At 73.1% G+C, this 12,815-nt stretch carries 12 protein-coding genes; 6 read left to right on the top strand and 6 right to left on the bottom strand.

Annotated features, from left to right (window positions below; translation table 11 throughout):
- Positions 1-19 precede the first annotated feature (19 nt).
- Complete coding sequence (dapE, locus tag KUM38_RS12905) at positions 20-1,099, bottom strand: succinyl-diaminopimelate desuccinylase (protein WP_217129478.1); 1,080 nt, start codon at positions 1,097-1,099, stop codon at positions 20-22.
- Between the two features lie 153 nt (positions 1,100-1,252).
- On the opposite strand from dapE, the gene KUM38_RS12900 reads away from it, so the two are divergent.
- Together KUM38_RS12900 and KUM38_RS12895 are read left to right on the top strand one after the other, a co-directional pair.
- On the top strand, positions 1,253-2,158 hold the full coding sequence (locus KUM38_RS12900; RefSeq protein ID WP_374227052.1) for a heavy metal transporter: 906 nt from the start codon (positions 1,253-1,255) through the stop codon (positions 2,156-2,158).
- A gap of 155 nt (positions 2,159-2,313) precedes the next feature.
- Positions 2,314-2,616, top strand: coding sequence for an ATP-binding protein (locus KUM38_RS12895; protein WP_217129476.1), 303 nt, complete (start codon positions 2,314-2,316; stop codon positions 2,614-2,616).
- Positions 2,617-2,826: 210 nt separating this feature from the next.
- Here KUM38_RS12895 and KUM38_RS12890 read toward each other — a convergent pair whose 3' ends face one another.
- Together KUM38_RS12890 and fdxA are read right to left on the bottom strand one after the other, a co-directional pair.
- A complete protein-coding gene (locus KUM38_RS12890) occupies positions 2,827-3,924 on the bottom strand; it encodes a bifunctional succinyldiaminopimelate transaminase/glutamate-prephenate aminotransferase (RefSeq protein ID WP_217129475.1) in 1,098 nt (365 codons plus the stop codon).
- 117 nt (positions 3,925-4,041) lie between these two features.
- Positions 4,042-4,359 carry a ferredoxin gene (fdxA, locus tag KUM38_RS12885; protein ID WP_004926152.1) on the bottom strand — a complete coding sequence of 106 codons (318 nt, stop codon included), beginning with the start codon at positions 4,357-4,359 and terminating at the stop codon, positions 4,042-4,044.
- A 140-nt stretch (positions 4,360-4,499) separates the two neighbouring features.
- Here fdxA and KUM38_RS12880 point away from each other — a divergent pair, with 140 nt between their 5' ends.
- From KUM38_RS12880 to KUM38_RS12865, 4 genes are all read left to right on the top strand, one after another.
- Entirely contained in the window at positions 4,500-5,612 is a 1,113-nt protein-coding gene (locus tag KUM38_RS12880) for a GNAT family N-acetyltransferase (RefSeq protein WP_217129474.1), read from the top strand.
- 17 nt (positions 5,613-5,629) lie between these two features.
- Positions 5,630-6,502, top strand: coding sequence for a transglutaminase-like domain-containing protein (locus KUM38_RS12875; protein WP_217129473.1), 873 nt, complete (start codon positions 5,630-5,632; stop codon positions 6,500-6,502).
- Between the two features lie 184 nt (positions 6,503-6,686).
- On the top strand, positions 6,687-7,160 hold the full coding sequence (locus KUM38_RS12870; protein ID WP_217129472.1) for a MarR family winged helix-turn-helix transcriptional regulator: 474 nt from the start codon (positions 6,687-6,689) through the stop codon (positions 7,158-7,160).
- A gap of 160 nt (positions 7,161-7,320) precedes the next feature.
- Complete coding sequence (locus KUM38_RS12865; protein WP_217129471.1) at positions 7,321-8,907, top strand: MFS transporter; 1,587 nt, start codon at positions 7,321-7,323, stop codon at positions 8,905-8,907.
- A gap of 87 nt (positions 8,908-8,994) precedes the next feature.
- Here KUM38_RS12865 and KUM38_RS12860 read toward each other — a convergent pair whose 3' ends face one another.
- The 3 genes from KUM38_RS12860 to mshB form a co-directional block, all read right to left on the bottom strand.
- On the bottom strand, positions 8,995-11,265 hold the full coding sequence (locus KUM38_RS12860; RefSeq protein WP_217129470.1) for a hypothetical protein: 2,271 nt from the start codon (positions 11,263-11,265) through the stop codon (positions 8,995-8,997).
- Between the two features lie 194 nt (positions 11,266-11,459).
- Positions 11,460-11,873, bottom strand: coding sequence for a DUF6113 family protein (locus tag KUM38_RS12855; protein ID WP_217129469.1), 414 nt, complete (start codon positions 11,871-11,873; stop codon positions 11,460-11,462).
- Entirely contained in the window at positions 11,870-12,727 is an 858-nt protein-coding gene (mshB, locus tag KUM38_RS12850) for an N-acetyl-1-D-myo-inositol-2-amino-2-deoxy-alpha-D-glucopyranoside deacetylase (protein WP_217129468.1), read from the bottom strand. Before mshB ends, KUM38_RS12855 begins: the two co-directional genes overlap by 4 nt.
- Positions 12,728-12,815 lie beyond the last annotated feature (88 nt).

Here is a 12,815-nt window from a genome sequence, read left to right as displayed (position 1 = left end):
GGCGCAAACCCGGTCCGCGTCACGACGTCAGCCAGGACCGCAGCCGCTCCTCCCCCGCGAGGATCTTCGCGGTGTCCACGCGCTCGTCCCGCTTGTGCGCCAAGTGGGGGTTGCCGGGGCCGTAGTTGACCGCCGGGATGCCCAGCGACGAGAAGCGGGAGACGTCCGTCCAGCCGTACTTGGGCTGCGGGGTGCCGCCCACCGCCTCGATGAAGGCCGCCGCGGCCGGGTGGGACAGGCCGGGCAGCGCCGCGCCGCTGTGGTCGTCGACGACGAAGTCCGTCACTCCGCAGTCCGCGAAGACCTCGCGGACATGGGCGAGGGCCTCCTCCTCGCTGCGGTCGGGGGCGTAGCGGAAGTTCACGGAGACGACGCATTCGTCGGGGATGACGTTGCCGGCCACTCCCCCGGAGATGCCGACCGCGTTCAGGCCCTCGCGGTACTCCAGGCCGTCGATCACCGGGTAGCGCGGTTCGTAGGCGGCCAGCCGGGCGAGGATCGGGGCGGCGGCGTGGATCGCGTTGGAGCCCATCCAGCTCCGCGCGGAGTGGGCGCGCTCACCGGTGGTCTTCAGCAGCACCCGCAGCGTGCCCTGGCAGCCGCCCTCCACCTGTCCGTCGGAGGGTTCGAGGAGCACCGCGAAGTCGCCCTCCAGCCACTCGGGGTGCGCCTCGGCCACGTGCTTCAGGCCGTTGAGGTCGGCGGCGACCTCCTCGTTGTCGTAGAAGACGAAGGTCAGGTCGCGGTTGGGGGCGGGGACCGTGGCCGCGATGCGCAGCTGGACGGCCACGCCGGACTTCATGTCACAGGTGCCGCAGCCCCACAGCGTGCCGTCGCCGTCGAGCCGGGAGGGGACGTTGTCCGCGATCGGGACCGTGTCGATGTGGCCGGCGAGGATCACCCGCTCCGGGCGCCCCAGCCGCGTACGGGCCACGACGTTGTTGCCGTACCGGTCGACCGTGAGGTGCGGCAGGGCGCGCAGCGCGTCCTCGATCGCGTCCGCGAGCGGCTTCTCGGTGCCGCTGACGGAGGGGAAGTCGACGAGCTGCGCGGTCAGGCGCGCGGCGTCCAGCGTGAGGTCAAGCGGGGTGTCGGCCATGCGGTCGACCCTAGCGCGCCGGGAGTCCGGACCACTGTCCGCACCTGGCTCACATGGAACCGTACTCTCCAGTACCTTGTACGCGTGCCAGAGCCGTCTCTTCCTTCAAAGCGCACACGTCGCGGCCGTTTCCTCCGCTGGAGTGCGGGCCTCGTGGTGCTGTCCGCGGTCGCCGGATACGTCGTGGTGCGGTACGACGCCGGGAGCGCGGGCGATCCTGGCTGCGAGGTCGTGTCCGGCAAGGGCGACGGGGCGACGTACGAGTTCACGCCCGAGCAGGCGGTGAACGCGGCGACGATCACCGCCGTGGGCACCGCGCGCGAGCTGCCCGAGCGGGCGGTGACGATCGCGCTGGCGACCGCGCTGCAGGAGTCGGCGCTGCGCAACATCGACCACGGCGACCGTGACTCGCTGGGCCTGTTCCAGCAGCGTCCCTCGCAGGGCTGGGGCACGCCGGAGGAGATCATGGACCCGGTGTACGCGGCGGGGAAGTTCTACGAGCACCTGGAGGAGGTGCCGGGCTACACCCGGCTGCCGCTCACCGTCGCCGCGCAGCGGGTGCAGCGCAGCGGCTTCCCGCAGGCGTACGCCAAGCACGAGCCGGACGCCGCGCTGCTGGCCGCCGCCCTCACCGGGCGCTCGGCGGCGACGCTGACCTGCGAGGGCCGTCCGGCGGCGACGCGGGCGGCGGGTGCGGACGCGGTGCGTGCCGCGCTGGCTCGGGACTTCGGGCGGGACACCCTGGAACCGGCCGGTGCCGAGGTGGGGGCGACGCCCTCGCCCTCGGTGAGCGTTCCGGCGGACTCCGGCGGCTCCGACGGGGGGACCGTGCGGCTTCCGGTCACGGCCGAGGAGGGTGCCGACACCGGGGCACGCGGCTGGCAGCTGGCCCACTGGGCCGTGGCCAACGCCTCCGAGCTGCGCATAAAGCGGGTGTCGTACGCGGGACGGGAGTGGACGGCCGGGAACACCGACAGCCAGTGGCGGCCGACGGACGGCAAGAACGCGGAGGACTCGGCCGACGGCGCGGATGTCGTGACCCTCACGACCCTGCCGTAGCGCGACCGCGCAGGCGTGCGGAGGGGTCACCCGCAGGCGTCATGTGCGGCCGATAATGCGACGCATTGCCAACTCTTTGCGTTGCCCCGCCGCAACCTTCCCGGCGGTCGAGCGGTAGTCACGGCGTCATCGTTCTCTCCCGTCGAAGGAGCACCATGTCCCTCCCCCTGACCCGTCGGATCGCCCGTGCCGCGCTGCTCGTCGCTGCGGGAGCGGCTGCCGGGGTCGGTGCGGCCGGTTCCGCCAGTGCGGCTCCGGAGCTGCCGGCCGCCCAGAACCTCGGCGCGCTGACCGCTGTCGACGGGGCCGCCGGCGGCGCCGTGGACGACGTGACGAAGGACGTCACGAAGACCGCGGGTGACGCCGACAAGGTGGCGCCGGCCACCGGTAAGACCGTGAAGAAGACTGCCGGGTCCCTCACCAAGGACGCGCCCGTGAAGGAGCTGCCGGTCGGCTGAGGGTTGGCCTGCGGCCGGCTTTTGTCACGGCGACGGGGTCTGGGGCGTGTTCCCAGGCCCCGTCGTTTTGCGTGCCTGCGTGGGCGCAGTGACCGTGTGCCGGCCGGGTGCCCGGCGTTGGTGGCTGTGCCCACCCTCCCCCCTTGCCCGAAGGGCATGGGAGGTGCCCCCACCGCCCCGCGGAACGACTGCCCACGGCCGGGCCGGGGTTCAGACGGCCAGTCGGGTCACTGCCGCGCGGACGCGTTCGTCCGTCGCGGTCAGGGCCACGCGGACGAAGTTCTCGCCCGCCGGGCCGTAGAAGTCGCCGGGGGCGACCAGGATGCCCCGGTCGGCGAGGTGGGCGACCGTGGTCCAGCAGGACTCGTCCCGGGTGGCCCACAGGTAGAGGCTGGCCTCGCTGTGCTCGATGCGGAAGCCGTGGGCGAGGAGGGCCTCGCGCAGGGCGGTGCGGCGGGCCGCGTAGCGCTCCCGCTGGACGCGGACGTGCTCGTCGTCGCCCAGGGCCGCCACCACGGCCGCCTGGGTCGGCGCGGAGGTCATCATCCCGCCGTGCTTGCGGATCTGCAGCAGCGGACCGAGGACCGCCGGGTCACCGGCCAGGAACGCGGCGCGGTAACCGGCGAGGTTGGACCGCTTGGAGAGGGAGTGGACCGAGACGATGCCGTCGTACGACCCGCCGTTGACGTCGGGGTGCAGCACCGAGACCGGGTCGGCCTCCCAGCCCAGCTCGATGTAGCACTCGTCGGAGAGGACGAGGACGCCGTGCTCGCGGGCCCAGGCGACGATCCGGGTCAGCTCCTCCTTGGACAGCACCCGGCCCGTCGGGTTGGACGGGGAGTTCAGCCAGAGCAGCTTCAGGCCCGCCGGGTCCAGCTCGGTCGGATCGTCGTAGACCTCGTACCCGGCGCGGGCGAGGCGGGCGCCGACCTCGTACGTCGGGTAGGCCAGGCGCGGGAAGGCGACCTTGTCGCCGGGGCCGAGTCCGAGCTGGGTGGGGAGCCAGGCGACCAGTTCCTTGGAGCCGACGACCGGCAGGACGTGGTGGTGGGTGACCCCGCGGGCGCCCAGTCGGCGCTCCACCCAGCGGGTGAGCGCGTCGCGCAGCTCCGGGGTGCCCCAGACCGTGGGATAGCCCGGGGAGTCCGCCGCGGCGATCAGGGCCTTCTGGATCGGCTCGGGCACCGGGTCGACGGGGGTGCCGACCGAGAGGTCGACGATGCCGTCGGGGTGCGCGGCGGCCGTCTTCTTGTAGGGCTCCAGCTTGTCCCAGGGGAAGGTGGGCAGCCGGTCGGAGACTGCGGACACGGGTACGGGCTCACTTTCTGGTCCGGCAAACGCCTCGGTCCCGTACGGCGATCGGGAGGATCGGGCCGTACGGGACCGAGGCGGCACGTCGTTGCGGGGCCGCTTCTCGCGGGACGGCTACGCCTGCGGCGGCAGCGCGGCGATGAACGGGTGGTCCCGCTCGATCAGGCCGAGCTTGCTGGCGCCGCCGGGCGAGCCGAGCTCGTCGAAGAACTCGACGTTCGCCTTGTAGTAGTCCTTCCACTCCTCCGGAGTGTCGTCCTCGTAGAAGATCGCCTCGACCGGGCAGACCGGCTCACAGGCACCACAGTCGACGCATTCGTCCGGGTGGATGTACAAGGACCGCTGGCCCTCGTAGATGCAGTCGACCGGGCACTCCTCGATGCACGCCTTGTCCTTCACGTCGACACAAGGCTGCGCGATGACGTAGGTCACGCTGTCGTTCCTCCTCGATAGGGCGCTGGCGGGCCTCCTCAGGCTCCGCCGCCTGGCGCGCGGGAGCGCGGCGTCGTCGATGCCCGCCCCTAGTATCTCCGTTCTTGGGCATGATCCGAACAGGAGGGGTGAACTGACCTGTGGAAATCTCTGCCGCCGGGCGCCTCGAGGTCCGTATCACCACTGCTGACGTGGGGAAACGGGTCTCCGTACGGAGCTTGATCGAACATGGTCCCCCAGGTGAGAAGTTCACCGACACGGTCGGTGTTCTCACATCATGGGACAACGGTGTGCTGCGGATCACAAGGAAGAGCGGGGAAAGTGTCCGCATCGCGGAGTCCGCGCTGGTCGCGGGCAAGGTCGTGCCCTCCGCCCCGGCGCGTCGGCGCGGTCCCGCGGCCTCGTACGAGGAGCTGGCGCGGGTCTCCGCGCGGGCGTGGCGGCCCGTGGAGAGCGAGCGGCTCGGCGAGTGGGAGCTGCGGGCGGCAGTCGGGGAGGTGCCGCGCGATGGGGGTCCCCCCGGGCATTCGGCTCCGAGGGAGCGTCCATGGGGGGCGGTGGCCGGGCGACGGGTGGGATTCACGCGGCGGGCCAACTCCGTGCTGCCGCTCGGTGACCCGGGCGTGCCGCTCGACGAGGCGCTGACGGCCGTACGCCGCTGGTACGCGGTGCGCGGGCTGCCCGCGTACGTGCAGACCGCGACCGGTGCCGAGGGGACGCAGGAGCTGCTCTGCGCGGAGCTGGAGCGGCGGGGCTGGGTCCGGGAGGTGACCGCCGAGCTGTGGGTGGGTCCGTTGGCGCCGGTCGCCGACCTGGGCGGGGAGCCGTCCGGGGTCGTGCTGTCGCGGGAGGCCGACGAGGCGTGGCTGGCGCGGTATCAGCGCAAGGGGGTGAGCGAGGTCGCTCTGCGGGTGCTGGGGAGCGGGGCGTCGGTGTGGTTCGCCACGGTGCCGGGCTCCGGCACGGACGCGCCGGCCGCCATCGGGCGGTGTGTCGTGGACGGGCGGTGGGCCGGCTTCGCGGCGGTCGAGGTGGATCCGGCGCGGCGGCGGCAGGGGCTGGCGACCGCCGTGATGGCCGCGCTGGCCCGGCGGGCGCTGGACGAGGGCGCCTCGGCCGCCTGGCTCCAGGTCGAGGACGACAACGCGGGGGCACGGGCGCTGTACGCCGGTATGGGCTTCGCCGCGCACCACGCGTACCACCACTACCGCGCGCCGGAATCGTCGGCTCCGGCGGGTGACGAAGCACCGTGAGCGGGCACGAACCGGGTATGCGCCCTCCGCATCCCCCGTCGCCCGAGCGCTCCGCGGAACTGCGCCGGCGGTTCGCCGAGGAGGCCCGCTGCGAGCGGCCGGACCTGTCCACGCTCTGCCTGCTGATCGGCGCGGAGGCGGACGGCGCGCTGGACGAGGCGGGCATGGACGCCGTGGAGGTGGAGCTGGACCGGCTGGCCGGTGAGCTGCCCTACCGGCCCGGTTCGCCGCGCGCGTGGGCGCTGGCGCTGCGGGAGCTGCTGGGCGTGCGGTACGGCTTCCACGGCGTTCCGGACGACTACCAGCGGCTGGAGTCGTCGCTGCTGCACGAGGTGCTGCGGCGGCGGCGCGGGCTGCCGATCCTGCTGTCGGTGGTGTGGATGGAGGTGGCCCGGCGGGCGGGGGCGCCGGTGTACGGGGTCGCCCTGCCGGGGCACTTCGTCGTCGGATTCGGGGAGCCGGGGGCGGGCGCGGGGTCGGGCTCGGGGCAGGTGCTGGCCGATCCGTTCGACGGGGGGCGGGTGCTGACCGGTGCCGACGCGGAGCTGCTGGTGGCGGGGGCGACGGGGGCGGCGCTGGACGCGTCGATGCTGACGCCCGCCGGGGTGTTGGACGTCGTCCTGCGCGTTCTGAACAACGTGCGGGCGTGGGCGGCGGCGCGGCCCGAGCACTCGGGTGTGGGGCTGTGGGCGGTGGAGCTGTCGCTGCTGCTTCCGTCGCACGCGGCGCGGCTGCGGTACGAGCGGGCGCGGTTGCTGGTGCAGCGGGGGGAGTTCCTGGCGGGGGCCGGGGAGCTGGAGGCGTATGCGGAGGTGGTCGCCGCGGTGGACGAGGCGGCCGGGGAGCAGGTGCGGAGGGAGGCCCGGGCGGCGCGGGCGCTGCTGAACTGACGTCCGTCGGTTGAACTGACGCCCGTCGGTGTGGGCCGTGGGCCGGGGGTGTTGCGCAGCCCGGCGCTTGCAGGGTGCCGTCGCGCCCACCCGTGCCGCCCCAGCGGCACGACTGCCCGCGGGAACGGGGGCACGCGGGGCTTTTCTTTGACATAGGTATGGCGGGATACCTATGGTTGCGTATATGTCCGAGAACAGTGCCTCCGAGCAGCGCATCGCGCACGTGGCTTCCGAGCTCACGGCGTGTCTGCCCGCGCTGCACCGGGCACTGGAGCGGCGGGTCGGGAGCGAGTACCCCCACCCGAAGCCGCCCGAGGGACAGCTGGCGCTGCTGCGGTACGTCGCGCGGCACGAAGGCGCCACGGTGGGCGAGGCGGCCACGGCGCTGCTGATGAAGCCCAACAACGTCAGCGCGCTCGTCTCCCAGCTCACGGAGCGGGGCGAACTGGAGCGCCGCCAGGACGGCGCCGACAAGCGGATCGCCCACCTCCACCTCACCGCGACCTCGCGTCGGCGGATCGCCGAGGTGCGCGCTCTCGAGGAGCGCCTCCTCGGCCAGGCCCTGCGGTCCGTCACCGACGGGGAGATGGACGCCCTCGGTTCGGCGCTCGGTGCGCTGAAAGCACTGACGCACCACCTTCACGCCGCGACCCGCTGACGGACCCGCCCGGGCTGCCTCTCCGCCCTGTCGGCGATCCCCCGCGCTCCTGTACCAGCCACCCGCTCTCCAGCCGGGGTGGCCGACTCGGCGCGCCCGAAAACCGCGCCCCTCCCCCGTACTCCGTTCGTCCCCCTTTGAGAAAGAAACGGCTTCCTCCATGTCGTCCACTTCCGTGGATCGCTCCGCCGCGCGCCGGGGCAACCCCTGGCTCGCGCTGATCGCCGTGTCGTTCGGCCTGCTCATGGTGCAGCTCGACGGCTCCGTCGTCGCCATCGCCAACCCGGCGATCGGCAAGGACCTCGACGCCAGCACCGCTGAACTGCAGTGGGTCACCAACTCCTACCTGCTCGCGCTCGCCGCCTCGATGATCCTCGGCGGCAAACTCGGCGACCGGTTCGGCCGACGCCTGTACTACCTCGTCGGCGTCGGCGGATTCGTCGTCACCTCGGTCGCCATCGGCCTGGCCGGCAGCATCGAGGGCGTCATCCTCTTCCGTGCCCTGCAGGGCCTGTGCGGCGGCATCCTCATGCCCAACACCCTGGGCATCCTGCGCGCCGTGTTCCCCCCGAGGAAGTTCGGGCTCGCGGTCGGCATCTGGGGCATGGTCTCGGCCGTCTCGACCTCGCTGGGCCCGATCATCGGCGGCCTGCTCGTCGAGCACGTCGACTGGACGTGGGTCTTCTACATCAACGCGCCGATCGGTGTCGTCGCCCTGGTGTTCAGCGCGACGGTCCTCGCCGAGTCCAGGAACTCCGCCGGGGAGCAGCGCTTCGACATCGCCGGCGTCGTCCTGCTCGCCGCGGGTCTGCTCGTGCTCGTCTTCGGCATCGTCAAGGGCGAGACCTGGGGCTGGACCTCCGCCGGAACCCTCGGCTCCATCGCCCTCGGCCTGGTGCTCCTGGCCGTCTTCTGCCGGTACGAGACCCGGCAGCGGCACCCGCTGCTGCCGATGCGCCTGTTCCGCGACCGGTCGCTGAGCACCGGTGTCGTCATGACCGCGCTGAACTTCTTCGTCATGCTCGGCGGCATCTTCTTCATCATGCTGTACCTGCAGAACGTGCGCGGCTACACGCCCGTCGAGGCCGGTATCAGCACGCTGCCGATGTCGCTCGCCTCGCTGGTCGCCTCTCCGGCCGGCTCCCAGCTCACGGCCCGCTTCGGACCGCGCGTCACGATCCCGCTGGGCCTGGCCCTCTCGGCCGCCGCCATGTTCTCCATGCTCACCTGGACCGTCGACTCGTCCTACGCCACGATGTGGCCGCCCTACATCGCGCTGGGCCTCGGCGTCGGCATCGTGCTGCCCGCCACCGCCGCCGTGATCATCGGCAACGCGCCGGTCGAGGACGGCGGCGTGGCGTCCGGCCTGCAGTCCACGATGCTGCAGATCGGTGGCGCGCTGGGCACCTCCGTGCTGGTCACCGTGATCGCCGGCAAGGTCGGTTCCTCGCTGTTCGGCGAACTCACCGGGGCGGGCGTCCCGACCCCCGTGGCGCACGGTCTGGAGAAGGCCGAGGACGCCGTGACGATGGGGATCGCCCCGGTCTCCGCCGACATGCCGGCGCAGCTCAAGGCCGCGGTCGTCGAGGGCAGTGGCCAGGCGTTCGTCAACGGTCTGCACTCCGCGGTCGTCGTCACCGGGGTCCTGTGCCTGATCGGTGCCGTGGCGGCGGTGGCCGGCATCGAGCGCCGCTCGCGGGAGACGGCCGAGAACGCGGAGGCCCCGGTGATCGTCGCCGCCCACTGAGCGACGGAGCACACCGGAGCACGCCGGACGGAAGAGCGGTGCCGCACGGATCCGTGCGGCACCGCTCCTGTGTGTGCGGAGACCGTGTCAGCTGGGGTTCGTCTCGATGACGGCGACCCGGTCGGTCTTGCTGATCAGCGCCTGGCGGAGGGCGCCGTAGACGTCCTGGGGGGTGACCGGCGTCTTCTTGCCGTTGCCCCGGGTGATGAGGACGCCGTCGAACGCCTGGCCGTAGAGCTCCTCCAGGGCCTTCAGGTCGGGCTTGTCGACCAGCTTGCCGTTGACGGCCTGCACTCCGAGGAACTTCCACAGCGAGTTCTCGGGGCTCATCGGCACCGAGTGCGCCGCGTCGGTCTGCACGGTCACGTTGGCCGACATCGCCGGCTCGGCGAACTCCTTCATCATCCGGTCGACCTCGGCCTTGGTGACCTTCGGCTGCTGGTCGGCCGTCGGGACGTTCACCGCGGCGGACTTCCCGGTCTCGACCTGGGTGCGGTACGCCTCCGTCACCACGTCGGTCGCCTTGGCGACGTCGATGCCCTGGCCGCCCTCGGGGTAGACCGGGACGGCCTTGCCGGACTTGAAGGTGATCGAGCCCTCGGTCACCGAGCCGGAGCCGCCGGCGGCGTCCTCCAGGGCGGCGTGCAGCTTCTCCTCGTCGACGGGCATGACCGGCTCGACGACGCGCTGGTTGCCGATGAGGGAGCCGATGACGTTGACCGGGTTGTAGTCGCTGCCGGTGGCCGCGTCGACGGTGGCGTCGGTGTCGAACTGCAGGCCCGCGTTGTCCGGCTCCAGCTCGACGCTCTTGCCGTCGACCGACAGTTTCAGCGGCTGGTTCAGCCGGTCGTCGAGCGCCGCGTCGAGCTTCTTGACGGCCTCGTCGCGGGTGCCGCCGCCGATGTCGACGCCGAGCACGGTGGTGCCCTTCGGGACGTCGGAGCGGTTCATCAGCAGTCCGGCGCCGTAGGCGACGCCGGCGAGGAAGACCACGCAGCCGCAGAGCAGGACGAGCTTGTTGCGCCCCTTCTTCTTCGCCGGCTTCGAGGAGCTCGCCGGGGGCGGGGAGACCGGGTCGGGCAGCTTCGGGGGCGTGTGCGGCCGCGGGCCGTCGGCCGGGGCGCCGGGAGCGTTGAAGTCCGCGCCCGGCGGGACGACCGGGATGCCGCTGGTGACGGTGTGCCCGGAGACGTTGTCGTGGCGGGGGCCGTAGCCCGGGGTGCCGGGCTGGGCGGGCCGCTGCGGGGTGAGGATCGCGGTGTCGTCGCTCAGACCGCCGCCGGGGACGCCTGGAGCGCCGGGGCTGCTGCCCTGGTCGGCGAAGTCGGCGGGGGCGCCCTGGGCCGTCCGCTGGGCACCGGGGCGCGCGGGGGCGCCCTGCGCCGCCTGGGCACCGGGGCGGACCGGAAGGGCGGGGAGGCCCGGGCCACCGGGAGCACCGGGGCCCTTGCCCGCCTGGCGAGCGACCGGGCTCGAACCGGTCGCCGGTCCGGTGGTCGGGCCCACGGGACCCTGCGGACCACGCTGACCGGGCTGGGAAGCCTGGCCCGGCCGCCTGTCGCGGCCGCCCGGAGCCTCGTCCGCGAAGAACGGCAGGTCGTCGCGGTGCGGCTCGTCATCGTGCCCCGCGCCCGGACGCGTACCGGCACCCGCCGGCCCGGCGGCCAGCGCTTCGGTCACGTCGAAGGAGCCGGTGCCGCCACCGTGTCCGGGGGCCACGGGCCCGCCGGTCGCACCGGTCGCGCCGGTGGGTCCGGAACCCTGCGCGCCACCGGGACGGGAACCGCCCGGCGCGCCCATGGATCCGCCGGCGCCACCGGGACGCCCGGCGCCCGGCCGCGCGCCACCGGACGCACCGGCGGGGGCGGAGGGAGCGGAGGGAGCCTGTGGGGCGCCGCCCGCGGCGGGGCCCGAACCGCTCGGCGCGCCCGCGCCGTTGGCGGATCCGCCACCCGGGCCACCCTTGCCCCCGCCCGACTTGCGCGGCGCGAACCAGTCGCTGGCCGGCTTCTCCTCGGCCGTCGGCCGGTCGGGCTGAGCGGGAGGCTCGACCGCGTCGGCGGACGGGGCCGGGGCCGGCTCCGACGCCTCGGCATCGGCGGTGCCCTTGCTCTCCGCGTCCGTGACGGGCTTGCGCACGACGACCGGCGGAATGGGCCGCGATCCGGGGATGTTGATGCGGATCCGCGTCGTCAGCGTGGTCTCGGTCTTGCGTTCCTCCGGCCGCGCGGCCGAACGGCCCGCGCCCGTACCCTCGTCCGGAATCGCCGGAATCCCGTAGGGCGGCGTGCCCGACGGGTAGGCGGCTCCGCCGCGCCCGTTGGGCCCGGAGGACGGAGTGTCAGTTTCACGACTCAAGGCAGGTTCTCCCGGTTGGCTCCGCCGCCCGTCACGACCTCACGGTGGGAGTCCTCCCAGCTCGGGCGAAGCCGAGGGTTCGAGGGAGGCTCGGCGGCGCGCACCACCTTACTGGCCATGTCCGGCCCGCATCCCAGTACCGCCGGGGAAACCCACACCGGACCCGCACGCCCATGACACGGCGAAGTGGTACGTCACTTGCCAAGTCGGACGGGACGGCCGTCCGGTTGCCGTCCGGGAGCGAGGGTGGCACAGATCACAGCCACGGCGATGCCGCCGAGGAGGAAGAGATAGGAGCCGCCGCCCGCGGCGAACAGGAAGTCGCCCTCCGGCCGGCTGGCGGTGAGCAGGATGACGGCGAGCATCCAGCCACCGGCGGCCCAGACGCCCCCGGCCCGGCTGCGGAGCACGCGGGTGGCCCCCAGGACCAGCCCGGCCTCACCGGCGAGGGCGAGCAGCAGACCGCCGGGGAACCACGCGGGCTGCACCAGCGCCCCGGCCGCACCGACCACGGCGCCGAGCAGGAGCAGTCCCAGGCAGGCGGCGGCCCGTCCGGCGGAGGGCGGTCGCAGCGGCTGGGCGAGCGCGGAGGACGACCGGTCGCTCACGACGCCTCCTCGATCCCGGCGAACAGGTCGCTCTCCCGCTTCTCCGGACGTGTGCCGCGTACCAACTCGTAGTACTCGGTGGTGAAGAGCGGCTGGGCGAGCTCGTTGGAGAGCACGAAGTACGGTTCGGCCACGGTGATCTGGGTGGCGTGCGCCCGCATCGCGGCGGCCTTGGCGGCGGCGTACGCGGTGCCGTCGATCGCGGTGGTGACCTGCTCGTCGTCGACGACACCCGGTACGTCGCCGAGGGCGGCCGCCTTCTCGAAGGGCAGCCCGGGCAGGTCGCCGTCGAGGCGGGCGAAGGACTCCTCGGCGACGGACCGGGGCACGCGGTTCCAGTAGACCTTGGGGATGTCCCAGCCCTGCCCGGCGGCGAGTTCCACGGCGCGCATGGCGACGCGGTGGGCCTGGATGTGGTCGGGGTGGCCGTAGCCGCCGTTGTCGTCGTACGTGACGAGAACCTGCGGCCGCACCTCGAGGATCACCTCGGCGAGCAGCCCGGCGGCCTGTTCGACGTCGGCCTGCCAGAAGCAGCCGGGGTCGTCGTTGTCGGGCAGTCCCGTCATCCCGGAGTCGCAGTACCGCCCGGCCCCGCCGAGCAGCCGGAAGTCCTCGACCCCGAGCTCCCGCATCGCGTCCTTCAGCTCCCCGAGCCGGTGCCCGCCGAGGGCGGCCCCGCTCAGGTGGGCCAGTCCGGGCGGAATGACCTCGCCCCGCTCACCGAGCGTGCAGGTGACCAGCGTCACACGGGCACCTTCGGCGGCGTACCGGGCCATGGTCGCGCCGTTGTTGATCGACTCGTCGTCCGGGTGGGCGTGCACCAGCAGCAGACGCCGGTCGGGCAGTTCTGTCATAAGGCCAGCCTACGAGGCACTGTCGTCCTGGTAGCGCGGAAGACCACTTGTGGAAATGGTCCACTCCCCGATCGTGACGTCCTCGCCG

Origin of the sequence: Streptomyces sp. AC558_RSS880 (genome assembly GCF_019049255.1) — a bacterium.
Classification (GTDB): domain Bacteria; phylum Actinomycetota; class Actinomycetes; order Streptomycetales; family Streptomycetaceae; genus Streptomyces.
Note: the sequence above shows the minus strand (reverse complement) of the source record. Positions and strands in the feature narration are given on the sequence as shown.

Coding starts and splice junctions, on each gene's coding strand:
- dapE (WP_217129478.1), bottom strand. CDS start 1,099: ATGGCCGACACCCCGCTTGACCTCACGCTGGACGCCGCGCGCCTGACC.
- KUM38_RS12895 (WP_217129476.1), top strand. CDS start 2,314: ATGTCCCTCCCCCTGACCCGTCGGATCGCCCGTGCCGCGCTGCTCGTC.
- KUM38_RS12875 (WP_217129473.1), top strand. CDS start 5,630: ATGCGCCCTCCGCATCCCCCGTCGCCCGAGCGCTCCGCGGAACTGCGC.
- KUM38_RS12870 (WP_217129472.1), top strand. CDS start 6,687: ATGTCCGAGAACAGTGCCTCCGAGCAGCGCATCGCGCACGTGGCTTCC.
- KUM38_RS12865 (WP_217129471.1), top strand. CDS start 7,321: ATGTCGTCCACTTCCGTGGATCGCTCCGCCGCGCGCCGGGGCAACCCC.
- mshB (WP_217129468.1), bottom strand. CDS start 12,727: ATGACAGAACTGCCCGACCGGCGTCTGCTGCTGGTGCACGCCCACCCG.